Source organism: Actinotalea sp. JY-7876, assembly GCF_014042015.1.
Taxonomy (GTDB): domain Bacteria; phylum Actinomycetota; class Actinomycetes; order Actinomycetales; family Cellulomonadaceae; genus Actinotalea.
In genome coordinates, this window is record NZ_CP059493.1 from 585,529 (window position 1) to 602,430 (window position 16,902).

The following is a 16,902-nucleotide window of genomic DNA, read 5'->3' on the forward strand; positions in this document are numbered from 1 at the left end:
ACCGCGCGGACGCGGGATCATTGACCCATGAGGTCGGATCCGCGCGTCGCGATGCTGTCGGTCCACACCTCGCCGCTCGACCAGCCGGGGACGGGTGACGCGGGCGGGATGAACGTCTACGTCACCGACCTCGCCCGTGCGCTCGCACGCCGCGGCGCACAGGTCGAGATCTTCACGCGCGCCACGGCCTCGTCCCAGCCGGACGCGGTGCCCCTCGACGAGGGCGTCCTGGTCCGCCACGTCCCCGCGGGTCCCTTCGAGGGCCTGGACAAGGCCGACCTGCCCGGGCAGCTGTGCGCCTTCACCGCGGGCGTGCTGCGCACCGAGGCCGCGCGCGCGGCCGGGTGGTACGACGTCGTCCACTCGCACTACTGGCTCTCGGGCCACGTCGGCTGGCTGGCCGCCGACCGCTGGGACGTGCCCCTGGTCCACACGATGCACACGCTCGCCAAGGTCAAGAACGCCGCGCTCGCGCCCGGGGACGTGCCGGAGCCGGCCGGTCGCGTCATCGGCGAGGAGCAGGTCGTGGCCGCCGCGGACGCGCTGGTCGCGAGCACCGCCGAGGAGGCCGGCGACCTGGTCGAGCTCTACGGTGCGGACCCCGACGTCGTCCACGTCGTCGCGCCGGGCGTGGACCTCGCGCTCTTCGGCCCCGACGAGCGCGCCGGTGAGGACCCGCGCACGCGCTCGCGCCGCGAGGTCGGGCTGCCCACCGGCGAGCAGGTGGTGCTGTTCGCCGGTCGGGTCCAGCCGCTCAAGGCCCCCGATGTCCTCGTCGGTGCCCTCGCGCAGCTGCGCGAGCGCGGCCTGCCCGTGCCCCTGCTCGTGGTGCTGGGCGGCGCGAGCGGCGCGCGGCGCGCGGTCCACGACCTGCGCGAGCTGGCCGCCCGCCTCGGCGTCGCGGACCGCGTGGTGCTGCGCCCGCCCGTCGCGCGCGACGAGCTCGCGCGCTGGTACCGCGCGGCCGACGTCGTCGCGATGCCCTCGCGCAGCGAGTCGTTCGGCCTGGTCGCCGCCGAGGCGCAGGCCTGCGGCACCCCCGTGGTCGCTGCGGCCGTGGGAGGGCTGCGCACCGTCGTCGTCGACGGCGTCACGGGCGTGCTGGTGCGCGGCCACGACCCCGCGACGTGGGCCCGCGCGCTCGGGGACCTGCTCGCGGACCCGGCGCGCCGGGCGGCGCTCGGCGCGGGGGCGGTGCGCCACGCGCGCGGCCTGGGCTGGGACTCCGCCGCGGCCGCGATGCTCAAGGTGTACGACCTGGCGGCGTCGCGCCGCAGGTAGAGCCCGGGACGCGGTGTGCTGGACGGTCTGGTGGACGGACGTCCCGGGGTGCGTCCGGCGGCGGTGCGGCAGGATGGGCGCATGACCTACACCCTTGTCCTGCTCCGCCACGGCGAGAGCGAGTGGAACGCCAAGAACCTGTTCACCGGCTGGGTCGACGTCCCCCTCTCCGAGAAGGGCGTCGCTGAGGCCACGCGCGGCGGCACCCTCCTGACCGACGCCGGCGTGCTCCCCGACGTGGTGCACACCTCGCTGCTGCGCCGCGCGATCACGACCGCGAACCTGGCGCTCGACGCCGCCGACCGCCACTGGATCCCGGTCCGGCGCAGCTGGCGCCTCAACGAGCGGCACTACGGCGCGCTCCAGGGCAAGGACAAGAAGCAGACGCTCGCCGAGTTCGGCGAGGAGCAGTTCATGCTGTGGCGCCGCTCGTACGACGTCCCGCCGCCCGAGATCGAGCTCGGCTCGCAGTACTCGCAGGACGCCGACCCGCGCTACGCGGGCGAGCCGGTCGTGCGCACCGAGTGCCTCAAGGACGTGCTCGAGCGCGCGCTGCCCTACTGGGAGAGCGCGATCGTCCCGGACCTGCGCGAGAACAAGACGGTGCTCATCGCCGCGCACGGCAACTCCATCCGCGCGATCGTGAAGTACCTCGACGACATCGACGACGCGACCATCGCCGGCATCAACATCCCGACGGGCATCCCGCTGCGGTACGAGCTGGACGAGGAGACCCTCAAGCCCGTCACGCGCGGCGGCCAGTACCTCGACCCCGAGGCTGCCGCCGCCGCCATCCAGGCGGTCGCGAACCAGGGTCGCTGACCCACCCGTCGGCCCCGCCGGCCCGTGCGCGCCCCCTGCGTGCGCGAGCCGGCGGGTGCAGGGTGCGCGTCAGGCGCCGCGCTCGTCGGCGAAGTCGCCCGTGACGAGGTACACGACGCGCCGCGCGACGGCCACGCCGTGGTCGCCGAAGCGCTCGAAGTAGCGCGCGCACAGGGTCACGTCGACGGTCTCCTGCGGGGTCAGCTCGCGCTTGCCGCCCAGGGTCGCGCCGAACGTCTCCGCGTGGAGGCGGTCGAGCGTGTCGTCGGCGGCCTCGATCTCCGCCGCGACCTCGAGGTCCCACGAGGCGAGCACCTCGGTGACGCGCTGGGACACGGTGACGGCCGCCTGGTGCATCTGCGTGAAGGTGGGCGTGAGCGAGGCGGGGACGGCGGTCGCGGGGTAGCGCAGGCGCGCCACCTCGGCGACGTGGCGCGCGAGGTCGCCCATGCGCTCGAGCGACGCGCTCATGCGCAGCGCGGAGACGACGACGCGCAGGTCCCGCGCCACCGGCTGCTGCTGCGCGATGAGCAGGACGCAGCGCTCGTCGAGGTCCCGCTCGATGGCGTCGATCGTGTGGTCGTCGGCGATCACGGCCTCGGCGAGCGGCAGGTCCGCCCGCAGCAGGGCGGTCCCCGCGGAGGCGATCGCGGACTCGACGAGCCGGCTCATCGCCGTGAGGTCCTCGCCCAGCGCCGCCAGCTCGGCCGTAAAGGTGTCGCGCATGCCCGTCCTCGCGTGTCGTGTGGTCGCGCCCGGCCGCCCGGGGGTGCAGGGTCGGCTCGAGTGCCTCCCCGGCACCGTGCCACCGCGAGGTGAACGCCCCGCCACCCCGAGGTGAACACTTGCCGGACGCGCGCGGGCCGCTCGGTGACCCGGCCGGGGGACGCGGCGGCCCGAGCCTAAGGTGGGCGCATGATCGAGGGGACGGCCGCGCTGGCCGCGGGCCTGCTCGGCCTCGCGGTCGGGCTCGCCGCGGCCTTCGCGTTCCGGGTCAGCGAGCGCGAGCAGCGGCGCGTCCCGGCGGAGCCGCCGTCGTCGCTCGCGCCGCTCGAGGAGGGCGTGACGGCGGTCCTGGCGGTGCTGCGCTCGGCGGCCGTGGTCGTCGGGCGCGACGGCGAGGTGGTCCGCGCGAGCGCCGCCGCCCACGCGCTCGGCGTGGTCCGCAGCGACCGGCTGGCCCACGAGGTCGTCCGCGGCCTGGTGGACGCGGTGGCGCGCGACGGCGAGATCCGGGACGCCGAGCTCGAGCTCGCCCGCGGGCCCTTCGGGCGCGGGACCGTCCACCTGCAGCTGCGCGTCGCGCCGCTGGGCAGCAAGCACGTCCTCGTGCTGGCCGAGGACCGCACGGAGGCCCACCGCGTCGAGGCCGTCCGGCGCGACTTCGTCGTCAACGTCTCGCACGAGCTCAAGACGCCCGTCGGGGCGCTGTCGCTGCTCGCCGAGACGGTCGAGCAGGCGGCCGACGACCCGGAGGCGGTCCGGCGGTTCGCGGCCCGGATCCAGACGGAGGCGACGCGCCTGTCCCACCTCGTGCAGGAGATCATCGAGCTGTCCCGGCTCCAGGTCGCCGACCCGCTGGGCGAGGCGTCCCTCGTCCGGCTCGACGACGTCGTGGCGGAGGCCGTGGACCGTGCCCGGACGGGCGCCACCGCCAAGGGCATGACGCTCGAGCGCGGCGGCGACGGCGGTGCCGGCGTCTGGGGCGACCACGACCTGCTGGTGACCGCGGTGCGGAACCTGCTCGACAACGCGATCTCCTACTCGGACCCCGGGACGCGGATCGCGGTGGGCACGACCGTGCGCCGCGACGCGGGCACTGTCGAGATCGCCGTCGTCGACCAGGGCATCGGCATCCCCGCCGACCAGCAGGAGCGCCTGTTCGAGCGCTTCTACCGCGTCGACGAGGCGCGCTCGCGGGACACGGGCGGCACGGGGCTCGGGCTGAGCATCGTCAAGCACATCGCGGCCGACCACGGCGGCGACGTCACGGTGTGGTCGGAGCCCGGTCAGGGCTCCACGTTCACCATCCGCCTGCCGCTGGCCTCGCCGAGCGCACCGACCGAAGGAGAGGGCCCATGACGCGCATCCTCGTGGTGGAGGACGAGGAGTCCTACCGCGACCCGCTGTCCTACCTGCTGCGCAAGGAGGGCTTCGAGGTCTCGGAGGCCGCGACCGGGCCGGCGGCGCTCGAGGAGTTCGCCCGCGGGGGAGCGGACCTCGTGCTGCTCGACCTCATGCTGCCGGGCCTGGGCGGCGTCGAGGTGTGCCGGCGCCTGCGCCAGACGAGCACGGTGCCGGTCATCATGCTCACGGCCAAGGACAGCGAGATCGACAAGGTCGTGGGCCTGGAGATCGGGGCCGACGACTACGTCACGAAGCCGTACTCGTCGCGCGAGCTCCTCGCTCGCATCCGCGCCGTCCTGCGCCGGCGCACCGAGGCCCCGGACGCGGGCGACGACGGCGTGCTCGAGGCGGGCCCCGTGCGCCTCGACCCGGAGCGCCACACGGTGGAGGTCGCCGGGACGCCCACCGCGTTCCCGCTCAAGGAGTTCGAGCTCCTGGAGTACCTCATGCGCAACGCGGGCCGCGTGCTCACGCGTGGGCAGCTCATCGACCGCGTGTGGGGCTCGGACTACGTGGGGGACACCAAGACGCTCGACGTCCACGTCAAGCGCATCCGGGCCAAGATCGAGCCCGACCCGGCGCACCCCGTGCGGCTGCAGACGGTGCGCGGCCTCGGGTACAAGCTCGCCGACGACTGATCTGCCCCGCTCGCGCCGCCCGCTGGGCGCGAGCGACCGAACCGTCCCGTCCTGTTCACCCGGCGTTCACCGACGCCCGGCTCCCCGGTCACCCGGGCTGCCTAGCGTCGCAGGCGCCGGGTGCAGACCGCCCCGTGCGCGGAACGACAGGACGGAACACCGTGACAATCGATCGACTCGGCCGCGGGACGACCGTCGTCGCCGTCGGCGCGCTCTGCCTGAGCCTGGCCGCCTGCGGCTCCGACGACGCGGTCCCGGGCGCCACCGCCTCGGGCTCGACCGACGTGCAGGAGGTCTCGACCCTGAGCGGCCAGCTCGAGGGCGCCGGGGCCAGCTCCCAGGAGTCCGCGATGCAGGCGTGGATCGCCGGCTTCCAGAGCGCCAACCCCGACGTGTCCGTGGCCTACGACCCGGTCGGGTCGGGCGGGGGCCGCACGCAGTTCCTCGAGGGCGGCACGCTCTTCGCGGGCTCCGACGCCGCGCTCGACGACGACGAGCTCGCCCAGGTCGCGGAGCGCTGCGTCAGCGGCGAGGCCGCCGAGCTGCCCCTGTACATCTCCCCGATCGCCGTGATCTTCAACCTCGAGGGCGTCGACCAGCTCAACATGTCGGCGGCCACGATCGCGGGGATCTTCGACCAGAAGATCACCTCCTGGGACGCGCCCGAGATCGCCGCGGAGAACCCGGGGGTCGCGCTCCCCGCGCTGCCGATCACGCCGGTCAACCGCTCCGACGAGTCCGGCACGACCGAGAACTTCACCGAGTACCTCGCCGCGACGGCGCCGCAGGCCTGGCCGTACGAGGCCAGCGGTGACTGGCCGGTCTCCGGCGGCCAGTCGGCCCAGGGCACGTCCGGCGTGGTCCAGACGGTCACGGACGGCGAGGGCACGATCGGCTACGCCGACGCGTCGAAGGCCGGCTCGCTCGGCACGGTCGCGGTCAAGGTCGGGGAGTCCTACGTGCCGTACTCGCCCGAGGCGGCCGCCGCCGTCGTCGACGCGTCGCCGCGCGTCGAGGGGCGAGGGGACGCGAGCCTCGTGGTCGAGCTCGACCGCACCACGATGGCCGACGGCGCCTACCCGCTCGTGCTGATCTCGTACTCGGTCGCGTGCACGCAGTACGAGGACGCCGCCGAGGGCGAGCTGGTGCAGGCCTTCCTGTCGTACGTCGCGAGCGAGGAGGGCCAGCAGGCCGCGGCCGAGTCGGCCGGTGCCGCGCCCATCTCCGACTCGCTGCGCACCGACGTCGAGGCCGTCCTCGAGTCCATCGCGTGACGAGCGCCCGGAGCACACGGTGAGCAGCAGCACCCCACGGCTGGCCGCGCCGGACCGGGCGACGCCGTCGCCCGCGCCGGCGTCGGCCGGCGCGCACGGGCCGGCCGGTCGGCCGGCCCGTGCGCCGTCCACCCTCGAGCGGCGGCGCCACCGGGACCTCGCCGGGCGGCTGTTCGCCCGGGCGGCGACCGGCGCCGGCGCGACGATCCTCGTGGTGCTGGCCGCGGTCGCCGGCTTCCTCGTGCTCCGCGCCTGGCCCGCGCTGACGGCCAGCCCGCAGGAGCTGAGCGAGGGCATCCAGTGGTTCCCGCAGGACACCTCGCTCCTCGGCTTCGTCGGGCCCCTGCTCTTCGGCACCGTGCTGGCGGCCGTCGTGGCGCTGGTCATCGCGGTGCCGCTCGCGGTGGGCATCGCGCTCTTCACGTCGCACTACGCGCCGCGGCGCCTCGCGGCGGGCCTCGGGTACGTCGTGGACCTGCTCGCCGCGGTCCCGTCCGTCGTCTACGGCCTGTGGGGCATCGTGTGGCTCGCGCCGCGCCTGCACCCCGTCTGGGACTGGCTCGCGAGCACGCTCGGCTTCATCCCGCTGTTCACCGGGCCCGCGAGCAACCCGCCGCGCACGCTCATGACCGTGGGCGTCGTGCTCGCCGTCATGATCCTTCCCATCATCACGGCCGTGTCCCGCGAGGTCTTCCTCCAGACGCCCCGCCTGCACGAGGAGGCGGCGCTGGCGATGGGTGCGACCCGCTGGGAGATGATCCGGATGGCGGTCCTGCCGTTCGGTCGCTCCGGGATCATCAGCGCCGCGATGCTCGGGCTCGGGCGCGCCCTCGGCGAGACGATGGCCGTGCTCATGATCCTCTCGCCCGGGTTCACGTACTCGCTGCACCTCCTGCAGGCGGGGCAGCACCAGACCATCGCGGCGAACATCGCGAACCAGTTCCCCGAGGCCAACCCGCTGGGCGTCAGCGCGCTCATCGCCACGGGCCTGGCGCTGTTCGTCATCACCCTGGTCGTCAACATGGCCGCGCGCTGGGTCGTCTCCCGGCGCAAGGACTTCTCCGGAGCGAACTGATGGCCACCACCACGCCGACGCCCACCGCCGCCGGCACCCCGACCACGCGTCAGCTGCTCACCACCGCGGACCCGCGCCGTCGCCTGACCGACCGCACGATGACCGTGGTGGTCGGGCTCGCGTTCGCGATCGCGCTGGTCCCGCTGCTGTCCCTCGCGTGGACGGTGGTGAGCAACGGGATCGGGCGCCTCTCGCCGTACTTCCTGTCGGTCTCGATGCGCGGCGTCCACGGCGGCATGGACGCGGGCGGCATCTACCACGCGATCCTCGGCACGGTCCTGATCACCGGCGTGGCAGCGCTCATCTCGGTGCCGATCGGCATCATGACCGCGGTCTACCTCGTCGAGTACGGGCGCGGGCCGCTCGCCCGCGCCGTGACCTTCTTCGTCGACGTGATGACGGGCATCCCGTCGATCGTCGCCGGCCTGTTCGCGTACGCGCTCTTCGCGGTGATCTTCGGGCCGGGCGTGCGCTTCGGCCTGGTCGGCTCGGTCGCGCTCTCGGTGCTCATGATCCCGGTGGTCGTGCGCTCGTCGGAGGAGATGCTGCGGCTCGTGCCCCACGAGCTGCGCGAGGCGTCCTACGCCCTCGGCGTCCCCCAGTGGCTCACGATCGTCAAGGTCGTCCTGCGGACCGCGGCCGGCGGGCTCGTCACGGGCGTCATGCTCGCCGTCGCGCGCGTCATCGGCGAGACGGCGCCGCTCCTGGTCACCGTCGGCGTCATCGACTCCATCAACGCCAACGTCTTCGAGGGCCGGATGATGACGCTGCCGGTGTACGTCTTCCGCCAGTACGCGCAGGGCCTGGTGCCGTGCGCCGAGGGCGCGACCGACTGCATCGCCACGGTCAACATCGACCGGGCCTGGGCCGCCGCGCTCACCCTCATCCTCATCGTCATGGCCATCAACCTGCTGGCCCGCCTCGTCGCGCGGTACTTCGCGCCGCGGGCCGCCCGCTGACCCGGAAGGACGCCCTCGTGGCACAGCGCATCGACATCAAGGACCTCGACGTCTACTACGGCAGCTTCAAGGCGGTCGAGGGCGTCACGATGACCATCGAACCCCGCTCGATCACCGCCCTGATCGGTCCGTCGGGGTGCGGGAAGTCGACGTTCCTGCGCACGCTCAACCGCATGCACGAGGTGCTGCCGGGGGCGCGCGTCGAGGGCAGCGTCCTCATGGACGACGTCGACCTGTACGGGCGTGACGTCGACCCCGTCGCGGTGCGCCGCCAGGTCGGCATGGTCTTCCAGCGGCCCAACCCGTTCCCGACGATGTCGATCGCCGAGAACGTGCTGGCCGGGGTGCGCCTGAACAACCGGAGGATCTCCAAGGGCGACGCGACCGACCTGGTCGAGTCGTCGCTGCGGGGCGCGAACCTGTGGAACGAGGTCAAGGACCGGCTCGGGCGCCCCGGCTCCTCGCTCTCCGGCGGCCAGCAGCAGCGGCTCTGCATCGCCCGCGCCATCGCGGTGAAGCCGCAGGTGCTGCTCATGGACGAGCCGTGCTCGGCGCTCGACCCGATCTCGACGCTCGCGATCGAGGACCTCATGGCCGAGCTCAAGGACGACTACACGATCGTGATCGTGACCCACAACATGCAGCAGGCCGCCCGCGTGAGCGACCGGACGGCCTTCTTCACGATCGAGGGCACGGGCAAGCCGGGCCGGCTCGTCGAGATGGACGACACCAGCACGATGTTCTCCACGCCGGCGCAGCAGGCGACGGAGGACTACATCTCGGGTCGCTTCGGCTGACGCCGGTCGGTCAGCGGGGAGCGGGCTACTCGGCGTCGGGGACGTGGTCCGCGTACTCGGGCAGCGTGCCGTCCAGGACGGGCACGTTGACCGTCGTGCTGCCGCTGACGTCCGACGCCATCATGAGCCGGGCGAACGTGCCCGGGGCGGCGTCGACCGCGGCGATCTCGACCTCCTCGCCGTCCTGGTTCAGCAGGACGGTCTCGCGGGAGCGGACCTCGAACGAGGCGATCTCCTCGCCGTCGAGCGCGAACGTCACCTCGGCGTCGTCGCCGTCGTTGGTCACCGCGCCCACGAGGGCGCCGGGCTCGCCGTCACCGGTGGTCAGGATCACGAGGTTGCCGGCGCGCAGGTCGCCGACCTGCGCCATCACGCCGTCGGACGCCGCGTAGTCGTCCTGCGTCGTGATCGGGTTGGTCGCCGAGCAGGCGCTCAGGGTCAGCGCGAGGGTCACGGAGGCGACCGAGGCGGCGGCCGTGACGACGGCGTGACGGGGGCGGCTGGTCACTCGTGGCTCCTGGGGCAAGACGGCGGGCGTGACGACGGCACGTGCGGGCCGCCAGCCTATCGTCAGGGGCGCTCCCGGCTGGCGCGCGGCCGCGCTACCGGCCCCTGACCTGCGAAAACGGTCCGCGCGGCCCATCCGGGCAGGCGAAAGCCATGGTAAGGTGGGGTTCCGCGAAAGGGGACCCCTCCACATGACCTTCACCGTAGGCGAGACTGTTGTCTATCCGCACCACGGGGCCGCACTGATCGAGGAGATCAAGACCCGCACCATCCGCGGTGAGGCCAAGCTCTACCTCAAGCTCAAGGTCGCCCAGGGCGACCTCACGATCGAGGTGCCGGCGGAGAACGTCGACCTGGTCGGTGTCCGCGACGTCGTCGGCCAGGAGGGCCTCGAGCGCGTGTTCGACGTCCTGCGGGCGCCGTACACCGAGGAGCCGACCAACTGGTCGCGCCGTTACAAGGCCAACCTCGAGAAGCTCGCCTCGGGTGACGTCATCAAGGTCGCCGAGGTGGTCCGCGACCTCTCGCGCCGCGACGCCGACCGCGGCCTGTCCGCCGGCGAGAAGCGCATGCTGGCCAAGGCCCGTCAGATCCTCGTCTCGGAGCTCGCGCTCGCGGAGCACACCGAGGAGGAGAAGGCCGAGGCCATCCTCGACGAGGTCCTCGCCTCCTGAGGCGCACGGACCCGTGCGCACGGTCGCGATCCTCACGGCTGCCGGGAGCGGCACCCGCCTCGGCAGCGACCGACCCAAGGCCCTGGTGCCCCTAGGGGGCGTCCCGCTCGTGGTCCACGCGGCCCGCGCGCTCCTCGGCGCGCTCCCGCTGGACCGGCTCGTGGTGACCGCGCCGCCGGGTGCCGTCGACGACGTCGCACGCGCGCTGGCCGACGCCGGCGTCCCGGGCGCCCGCGGCCGGGCGGCGTCGCTCGAGGTGGTCCGCGGCGGGCCGAGCCGTCAGGCGTCCGTCGCGGCCGGGCTCGCGGCGCTCGCCGAGGCCGGGCTGGACGCCGAGGACGTCGTGCTCGTGCACGACGCCGCCCGCCCGCTCGTCGGCCACGCCACCATCCGCCGCGTGGTCGAGGGGGCGCGGCGCCACGGCGCCGTGGTCCCCGGCCTGCCCGTGGCCGACACGGTCAAGGCGGTCGACCAGCACGGCCGCGTGGTCGGGACCCCCGAGCGCAGCACCCTGCGGGCGGTGCAGACGCCCCAGGGCTTCACCTACGCCGTGCTCCGCCGAGCGCACGCCGTCGGCGCGCACCGGGCGTCCGACGAGGCGACCGCGGCGACCGACGACGCCGGTCTGGTCGAGTCGATGGGGCTCGACGTCCACGTCGTCGTGGGGGACCCGCGCGGGCTCAAGGTGACCACCACCGCGGACCTCGAGACCGCCGAGCGGCTCCTCGCCCATGCCGAGGTCGCGCGGTGACGGGCCTGCCCCGCACGGGGATCGGCGTCGACGTCCACGCCTTCGCGCCGCCGGGCGAGGAGCGCGAGCTCTGGGTCGCCGGCCTGCACTGGCCGGGCGAGCGCGGGCTCGCCGGCCACTCCGACGCCGACGTCGCGGCGCACGCCGCGGCGGACGCGCTGCTCGCGGCCGCGGGCCTGGGCGACCTCGGCTCCACCTTCGGCACGTCCGCCCCGCGGTGGGCGGGCGCGTCCGGCGCGTCCCTGCTGGCGGAGGCCGCGCGCCTCGTCCGGGAGGCGGGCTTCGAGGTCGGCAACGTCGCCGTCCAGGTCATCGGCAACCGGCCGCGCCTGGGCCCGCGTCGCGCCGAGGCCGAGGCCGCGCTGTCAGCCGCCGTCGGCGCGGACGTCCACGTCTCGGCGACCACCACCGACGGGCTCGGCCTCACGGGGCGCGGCGAGGGCCTCGCCGCGCTCGCCACCGCGCTCGTCGTCGCGCGCCGCTGAGGGGCCTCGCCGCAGGCTGCCGAGCAGCACGCCGACGACCACCAGGACCCCGAGGCAGAGCTCGACCGGCTCGGCGCGCTCCCCGAGCACGAGCGCGGCGAGCGCGATCCCGACGACGGGGACGAGCATCGAGAACGGGGCCACGCTGCTCGACGGGTTGCGTGCGAGGAGCGTCGTCCAGATCCCCGAGCCGACCACCGTCGCGACGAGCACGCTGTACGCCAGGCCGAGGAGCGCCGGCGCCGCGGCCGGTGCGTCGAGCGTGGTGAGGGACGCGCCGATCGCCTCCGGGCCCTCGAGCGCCAGGGAGAGGGCCAGCAGCGGGAGCGGCGGTACGACCGACATCCACGCCATCAACCGCATCGGGCTCTGCGGCCGGGCCTGGCGCGAGGCCAGGTTGCCCAGGGCCCAGCCGAGTCCGCCCGCGACGGTGAGCAGCACGGGGACCGCCGCCGCGTGGCCCCCGAGCAGTCCGCGGTGCACGGCGATGCCGGCGAGCCCGGCCACGGCGAGCACGACGCCCGCGACCTGCCGGCCCGTGAGCCGCTCGCGCAGCCACCAGGCGGCGAGCAGCACGGTGAAGGGCGCGGAGGACTGCAGCACGAGGGAGCTCAGCCCGGTCGGCATGCCCGTCGTCAGGGCGAGGAAGAGGAAGCCGAACTGCAGGATGCCGAAGCCGACGCCGTAGCCCACGAGCCAGCGCAGCCGGACCGCAGGGCGGGGGACCAGGAGGACCGTGGGCACCGCGATGAGGGCGAACCGCAGCGCCGCGAGGAAGAACGGCGGGAAGTGCTCGAGCGACGCGTGGATCGCCAGGAAGTTGGCGCCCCACAGGACCGCGACCACCAGGGCGAGGAGGCGGTCCCGTGAGCTCATGCCCCGAGCCTGTCCGAGCGGGTCGTGCAGCACCATCGAAAGATCCTGAACGGAGGGTTTAGCGTTCCTGCATGGACCTTCGGCACCTGGAGTCGCTGCGCGCGGTGCGGGACCACGGCGGCGTGGTGGCGGCCGCCCGGGCGCTGCACCTGACCCCCTCGGCGGTGTCCCAGCAGCTCGCCGCGCTGCAGCGCGGCACGGGGGTGCCCCTCGTCGAGCGGGTCGGGCGCGGCGTCCGCCTCACGGCGGCGGGGTCCGAGCTCGCGGACCGGGCGCTCGAGGTCGCCGTCGCCCTGAGCCGGGCCGAGGCCGCCGTCGACGCCTACCTCGAGCGGCCGACGGGGCGGGTGCGCGTGGCCGCGTTCCCCAGCGCCGCCACGATGCTGTTCCCCGGGCTGCTCGCGCGCCTGGACGCCGACGCTCCCGGCATCGACGTCGAGCTAGCCGACGAGGATGTCGCGCAGGGCGAGTTCCCGGCGCTGACCGCGCGGCACGACGTCGTCGTCGCGCACCGCCCGGACGTGCCCGCGCGCTGGGGGCCGGATCTCGTCGTCGTCCCGCTGCTGCGCGAGCCGCTCGACGTCGCGCTGCCGCCCGGCCACCGCCTCGCCGGTCGCGAGGCGCTCACGCCCGGCGACCTCGCGCACGAGCGGTGGGTCACGGTCCGCGAGGGCTTCCCCGTCGCGGCCGTCCTGGACGCGGTCGCGGAGGCCGCGGGCGCGCCACCGCACGTCGTGCAGCGGATCAACGACTTCGGTGTGGTCGAGGCGCTCGTCGCCGCGGGGCACGGCGTCTCCTTGCTGCCGCGGTACACCGCCGACCACCGTGACGGCGCCCGCTTCGCGCTCGTGCCGCTGCGTGGTGTCCGGGCGGCGCGGCGGGTGGACGCCCTCGTGCGCCCGGACCGGGCCGAGCGGGTCGTGGTGCGCCGCGTCGTGGACGCCCTGCGCGCGGAGGCCGAGCGCGTGGCCACGGGCGGCTGAGGGCGGGCCGCGCGGTCCGTGCGGGGCGGCGTCAGGGGTGCAGGACGATCTTGCCGTCGACCGTCCCGGCCATGCCCGCCCGGTGCGCGCGGGTGGCCTCCTCCAGCGGGTACCTCGCTCCCACCCTGACGTCGATGCGGTGGTCGGTCCACAGGCGCAGCAGCTCGGTGCGGGCCCGGCGGCGGACCTCGGTGCCGGGGTCCGAGCCGGCCCCGGCACCCAGCAGCGCGATGCCCGTGCCGGCGGCGTGCGCGTGCCCCGCCACGGTCGCGATGCGGCTGCGGTCCGCGACCAGCGCGAGCGACGTCGTGATGGCCTCGGGCGTCCCCGCGCAGTCGATGGCCGCCGTCACGCCGTGCGGCGCGGCGTGGCGCACGCGGTCCTCCAGGCCAGGCCCGTAGGGCACGGGCACCGCGTGCAGCTCGGTGAGGTGGTCCCAGTTGGCGCGGCTGGCCGTGCCGACGACGCGGGCGCCGCGGGCGTGGGCCAGCTGGACGACCGCGGACCCGACGCCGCCGGCGGCCCCGTGGACGAGGACCGTGTCGCCCGCGCCCACCCGCGTGGCGGCGATGGCGTGGAACGCCGTGACCCCCGTGACCATGAGGCCGGCCGCCTTCTCCCAGCTGCGGTCGGCCGGCTTGGGCAGCACCGACGTCGCCCGCACGAGGACGCGCTCGGCGTAGGCCCCGGTCACGGGGTAGGCGATGACCTCGTCGCCGGGCCTCACGCCCGGCACGTCCGGCCCGACGGCGGCGACGACGCCCGACGCCTCGAACCCCAGGCGCAGCGGGAGCCGGTCGGGGTCGGTGCCCCAGACGCCCGTGTACTGCTTCCAGTCCCCGGGGTTCACCCCGGCCGCCCGCACCTCGAGGAGCACCTGGCCCGGGCCGGGCGGGCCGCCCTCGACGTCCACGACCTCGAGGACCTCGGGTCCGCCGTATCTCGGGGCCACCACGGCGCGCGTCATGGCTCGATCATCACCCGTCCGTGCGGCGCGGGCGAGCGCTCGCGGCGCGGGTCCGGCCTCAGGACGCAGGGCCGAGGACGCGGTCGGTGTACGCGTTGCGGAACAGTCCTCCGGGGTCGTGCTCGGCGCGCACCGCGCGGAAGTCGTCGAAGCGCGGGTACAGCGCGGACAGCCGGTCCGCCCCGAGCCCGTGCAGCTTGCCCCAGTGCGGCCGCCCGTCGACGTCGGCGCAGATCGCCTCCACGGCGTCGAAGTACCGCTCGTGGGGGAGCCGGTGGTACTGGTGGACGGCGACGTAGGCGGACTCGCGGCCGTGCGCCGTCGAGAGCCAGACGTCGTCGGGCGCGGTGACGCGGACCTCGACCGGGAAGGGGACCGGCTCGCGCGTGCGCCGCAGCCACGCGTCGATCTCGCCGACGACGTCGCGCAGCGCTGCCCGGGGGACCGCGTACTCCATCTCGCGGAAGACGACGCGGCGCGGGGAGACGAAGACGTCCGCCGACGGCGCGGCGTAGGTCCGGTCGGACAGGGCGCGGGCGGCGACGGCGTTGATCGCGGGCACGGCCCGGGGCATCGCCGCGGCCAGCCGGTTGGTCAGCCCGAAGACGCCGTTCTGCATCAGCTCGTCGTCGACCAGGCGGCGTGCCGTCCCCAGCGCCGGGCCCGTGCCGGCGGGCACGCGCTGGTTGCGCTTGACCAGCGCCCGCCGGGTGAAGGGGAACCAGTAGACGTCGACGTGGTCGGTGGTCGCGACCCAGCCGTCCGGGCCGTCCATGGCGTCGAGGGCGTCGTCCAGGTCCCAGGTCTCCTCGCGGGCGAGCAGGCTGAACGCCGGTACGGCGCGCAGCGTGAGGGCGGTGAGGACGCCGAGGGTCCCGAGCCCGAGGCGGGCCGCCTCGAACAGGCCGGGGTCGCGGCTCGCGTCGGCCTCGCGGACCTCGCCGTCGGCGCCGACCAGGCGGACACCGACCACCTGCGTGGCCAGGCCGCCGAGGCGTGCCCCCGTCCCGTGGGTCCCCGTCGAGACGGCGCCGGCGATCGACTGCCGGTCGATGTCGCCCAGGTTCTCCAGGGCGAGGCCGCGGGCGGCGAGCTCGCGGTTGAGCGCCCGGAGCCGGATGCCCGCGCCGACCGTGACGTGGGTGCTCCCGTCGGGCTGCGGCGCGAGCGACCCGACGGCGGCGAGGTGGTCCAGGCTCAGCAGCACACCGTCCGTCACGGCGGCCGGCGTGAACGAGTGCCCGCCGCCGACGGCGCGCACCCGCAGCCCCGCGCGCGCCGCCCACCGCACGGCACGGACGACGTCGTCCTCGTCACGGGGACGCCAGAACCGCTGCGCCTGCGCCGTGGCGGTGCCGGACCAGTTGCGCCAGGTCCCCGGGCCGGGGCGTGCCCGCCGCGTCGACGGGCGGCCTGCGGGCGTGCGCCCGGGTGTCGTCATGTGCGGTGACTACCGGCGCGCGGACCGCTCCGTCAAGATGGCCGCATGATCACGGCGGAGCGGCTCGCGGCCACGGACGGCCTGCCCGCGCCGCTCGCCGTCGTCGACGTCGACGCGTTCGACGCGAACGCCGCGGAGCTGCTGCGGCGCGCGGGCGGGCGACCCGTCCGCCTGGCGACGAAGTCCGTGCGCGTCCCTGGCCTGGTCGAGCGCGCGCTCGCGGCCGGTTTCGCCGGGCTCATGGCGTACTCCGTGCGGGAGGCGCTGTGGTGGGTGCGACGCGGGGCGACGGACGTCCTGCTGGGGTACCCGAGCGTGGACCGCGACGCGCTCGCGCGGCTCGCGGCCGACCCGGCCGCGCGGGCGGTGACCACCCTCATGGTCGACGACGCCGCGCAGCTCGACCTCCTCGCGCGCGCGGCCCGCGACGCGGGCGCCGGGGACGGCCTGCGGGTCTGCCTCGACGTCGACGCCTCGCTCCGGCCGGGACCGGCGTGGCTCGGTGGCCTGCGCCCGCACCTGGGCGTCCGTCGCTCGCCGCTGCGCGAGCCGCGCGAGGTCGCCGCGCTCGCGGGCGCCGCCGCCGCGCAGGGCCTCGACGTCCGCGGGCTCATGTTCTACGAGGGCCAGGTGGCCGGCCTGCCGGACACGTCGCCCGCGGTGCGCGCGGTCAAGCGGGCGTCGCTCGCGGAGCTCGCGGTGCGGCGCGGGGCCGTCGTGCGGGCCGTCGAGGCCGTCGTCGGGCCGCTCGCCCTCGTCAACGGCGGGGGCACGGGCAGCCTCGCCGCCACCGCGGCCGATCCCGCGGTCACCGAGCTGACGGCGGGGTCCGGGCTGCTCGCCCCCACGCTCTTCGACGGCTACCGCCCCGGCCCGGGCGCCCGGCCGCTCACCCCGGCGTGCCTCATCGGGCTCGACGTCGTCCGGCGGCCCGGGCCCGGCATGGTGACGGTCGCCGGCGGGGGGTACGTCGCCTCCGGACCGGTGGGCGCCGCGCGCGCACCGCGGCCGGTCCTGCCCGCCGGGCTCCGCCTGCTGCCCGCCGAGGGGGCGGGCGAGGTGCAGACGCCGCTGCGCGGCCGCGCCGCCGACGCGCTCGCCCTCGGCGACCGCGTCTGGTTCCGCCACGCCAAGGCCGGTGAGGTGATGGAGCGGTTCGACCAGGTCGCGCTGCTGGGCGACGACGTCGACGTCGTGCCGACGTACCGCGGTCTCGGCCGGGCCTTCGGCTGAGGACCCTGCCCG

18 protein-coding genes are annotated in these 16,902 nt (G+C 75.4%); 13 read left to right on the forward strand and 5 right to left on the reverse strand.

Annotated features, from left to right (window positions below; all coding sequences use genetic code 11):
* Window positions 1-27: 27 nt before the first annotated feature.
* Both mshA and H2O74_RS02870 read left to right on the forward strand, forming a co-directional pair.
* The gene (gene mshA / locus H2O74_RS02865; RefSeq protein ID WP_182113040.1) at window positions 28-1,281 is read left to right on the forward strand and encodes a D-inositol-3-phosphate glycosyltransferase; all 1,254 of its coding nucleotides are present in this window, start codon (window positions 28-30) and stop codon (window positions 1,279-1,281) included.
* 81 nt (window positions 1,282-1,362) lie between these two features.
* Window positions 1,363-2,103, forward strand: a complete 741-nt coding sequence (locus H2O74_RS02870; protein ID WP_182113041.1) for a phosphoglyceromutase — start codon at window positions 1,363-1,365, stop codon at window positions 2,101-2,103.
* Window positions 2,104-2,172: 69 nt separating this feature from the next.
* Here the strand turns inward: H2O74_RS02870 and phoU are convergent, their stop codons facing one another.
* Complete coding sequence (phoU, locus tag H2O74_RS02875) at window positions 2,173-2,829, reverse strand: phosphate signaling complex protein PhoU (protein WP_182113042.1); 657 nt, start codon at window positions 2,827-2,829, stop codon at window positions 2,173-2,175.
* 189 nt (window positions 2,830-3,018) lie between these two features.
* Here phoU and H2O74_RS02880 point away from each other — a divergent pair, with 189 nt between their 5' ends.
* The 6 genes from H2O74_RS02880 (at window position 3,019) to pstB (ending at window position 8,973) form a co-directional block, all read left to right on the forward strand.
* Window positions 3,019-4,185: a cell wall metabolism sensor histidine kinase WalK gene (locus H2O74_RS02880; protein WP_182113043.1), complete on the forward strand. Its 1,167-nt coding sequence runs from the start codon at window positions 3,019-3,021 to the stop codon at window positions 4,183-4,185.
* The gene (locus H2O74_RS02885) at window positions 4,182-4,868 is read left to right on the forward strand and encodes a response regulator transcription factor (RefSeq protein WP_182113044.1); all 687 of its coding nucleotides are present in this window, start codon (window positions 4,182-4,184) and stop codon (window positions 4,866-4,868) included. Before H2O74_RS02880 ends, H2O74_RS02885 begins: the two co-directional genes overlap by 4 nt.
* A 161-nt stretch (window positions 4,869-5,029) precedes the next feature.
* Window positions 5,030-6,142, forward strand: coding sequence for a phosphate ABC transporter substrate-binding protein PstS (locus tag H2O74_RS02890; RefSeq protein WP_220458012.1), 1,113 nt, complete (start codon window positions 5,030-5,032; stop codon window positions 6,140-6,142).
* 19 nt (window positions 6,143-6,161) lie between these two features.
* On the forward strand, window positions 6,162-7,217 hold the full coding sequence (gene pstC / locus H2O74_RS02895; RefSeq protein ID WP_370525806.1) for a phosphate ABC transporter permease subunit PstC: 1,056 nt from the start codon (window positions 6,162-6,164) through the stop codon (window positions 7,215-7,217).
* On the forward strand, window positions 7,217-8,176 hold the full coding sequence (gene pstA / locus H2O74_RS02900; RefSeq protein WP_182113045.1) for a phosphate ABC transporter permease PstA: 960 nt from the start codon (window positions 7,217-7,219) through the stop codon (window positions 8,174-8,176). Before pstC ends, pstA begins: the two co-directional genes overlap by 1 nt.
* A 17-nt stretch (window positions 8,177-8,193) precedes the next feature.
* Window positions 8,194-8,973 carry a phosphate ABC transporter ATP-binding protein PstB gene (gene pstB / locus H2O74_RS02905; RefSeq protein WP_182113046.1) on the forward strand — a complete coding sequence of 260 codons (780 nt, stop codon included), beginning with the start codon at window positions 8,194-8,196 and terminating at the stop codon, window positions 8,971-8,973.
* Between the two features lie 25 nt (window positions 8,974-8,998).
* On the opposite strand, the gene H2O74_RS02910 is transcribed toward pstB, so the two are convergent.
* Entirely contained in the window at window positions 8,999-9,481 is a 483-nt protein-coding gene (locus tag H2O74_RS02910) for a hypothetical protein (protein WP_182113047.1), read from the reverse strand.
* Between the two features lie 190 nt (window positions 9,482-9,671).
* Between H2O74_RS02910 and H2O74_RS02915 the strand changes: the two genes are divergently transcribed.
* From H2O74_RS02915 to ispF, 3 genes are read left to right on the forward strand one after another with little or no spacing between them, the layout of a single operon-like run.
* Complete coding sequence (locus tag H2O74_RS02915) at window positions 9,672-10,154, forward strand: CarD family transcriptional regulator (protein ID WP_182113048.1); 483 nt, start codon at window positions 9,672-9,674, stop codon at window positions 10,152-10,154.
* Between the two features lie 13 nt (window positions 10,155-10,167).
* Window positions 10,168-10,905, forward strand: a complete 738-nt coding sequence (gene ispD, locus H2O74_RS02920) for a 2-C-methyl-D-erythritol 4-phosphate cytidylyltransferase (RefSeq protein ID WP_182113049.1) — start codon at window positions 10,168-10,170, stop codon at window positions 10,903-10,905.
* On the forward strand, window positions 10,902-11,390 hold the full coding sequence (gene ispF / locus H2O74_RS02925; RefSeq protein WP_182113050.1) for a 2-C-methyl-D-erythritol 2,4-cyclodiphosphate synthase: 489 nt from the start codon (window positions 10,902-10,904) through the stop codon (window positions 11,388-11,390). Before ispD ends, ispF begins: the two co-directional genes overlap by 4 nt.
* On the opposite strand, the gene H2O74_RS02930 is transcribed toward ispF, so the two are convergent.
* The gene (locus tag H2O74_RS02930) at window positions 11,271-12,266 is read right to left on the reverse strand and encodes an EamA family transporter (protein WP_182113051.1); all 996 of its coding nucleotides are present in this window, start codon (window positions 12,264-12,266) and stop codon (window positions 11,271-11,273) included. The two genes, ispF and H2O74_RS02930, sit on opposite strands and share 120 nt — an antisense overlap.
* A gap of 71 nt (window positions 12,267-12,337) precedes the next feature.
* Between H2O74_RS02930 and H2O74_RS02935 the strand changes: the two genes are divergently transcribed.
* Entirely contained in the window at window positions 12,338-13,249 is a 912-nt protein-coding gene (locus tag H2O74_RS02935; RefSeq protein ID WP_182113052.1) for a LysR family transcriptional regulator, read from the forward strand.
* Window positions 13,250-13,280: 31 nt separating this feature from the next.
* Here H2O74_RS02935 and H2O74_RS02940 read toward each other — a convergent pair whose 3' ends face one another.
* Together H2O74_RS02940 and H2O74_RS02945 are read right to left on the reverse strand one after the other, a co-directional pair.
* Complete coding sequence (locus tag H2O74_RS02940) at window positions 13,281-14,216, reverse strand: NADP-dependent oxidoreductase (protein ID WP_182113053.1); 936 nt, start codon at window positions 14,214-14,216, stop codon at window positions 13,281-13,283.
* A 58-nt stretch (window positions 14,217-14,274) separates the two neighbouring features.
* Window positions 14,275-15,657, reverse strand: a complete 1,383-nt coding sequence (locus H2O74_RS02945) for a D-arabinono-1,4-lactone oxidase (RefSeq protein WP_182113054.1) — start codon at window positions 15,655-15,657, stop codon at window positions 14,275-14,277.
* Window positions 15,658-15,702: 45 nt separating this feature from the next.
* On the opposite strand from H2O74_RS02945, the gene H2O74_RS02950 reads away from it, so the two are divergent.
* Window positions 15,703-16,890: an alanine racemase gene (locus tag H2O74_RS02950; protein ID WP_182113055.1), complete on the forward strand. Its 1,188-nt coding sequence runs from the start codon at window positions 15,703-15,705 to the stop codon at window positions 16,888-16,890.
* Window positions 16,891-16,902 lie beyond the last annotated feature (12 nt).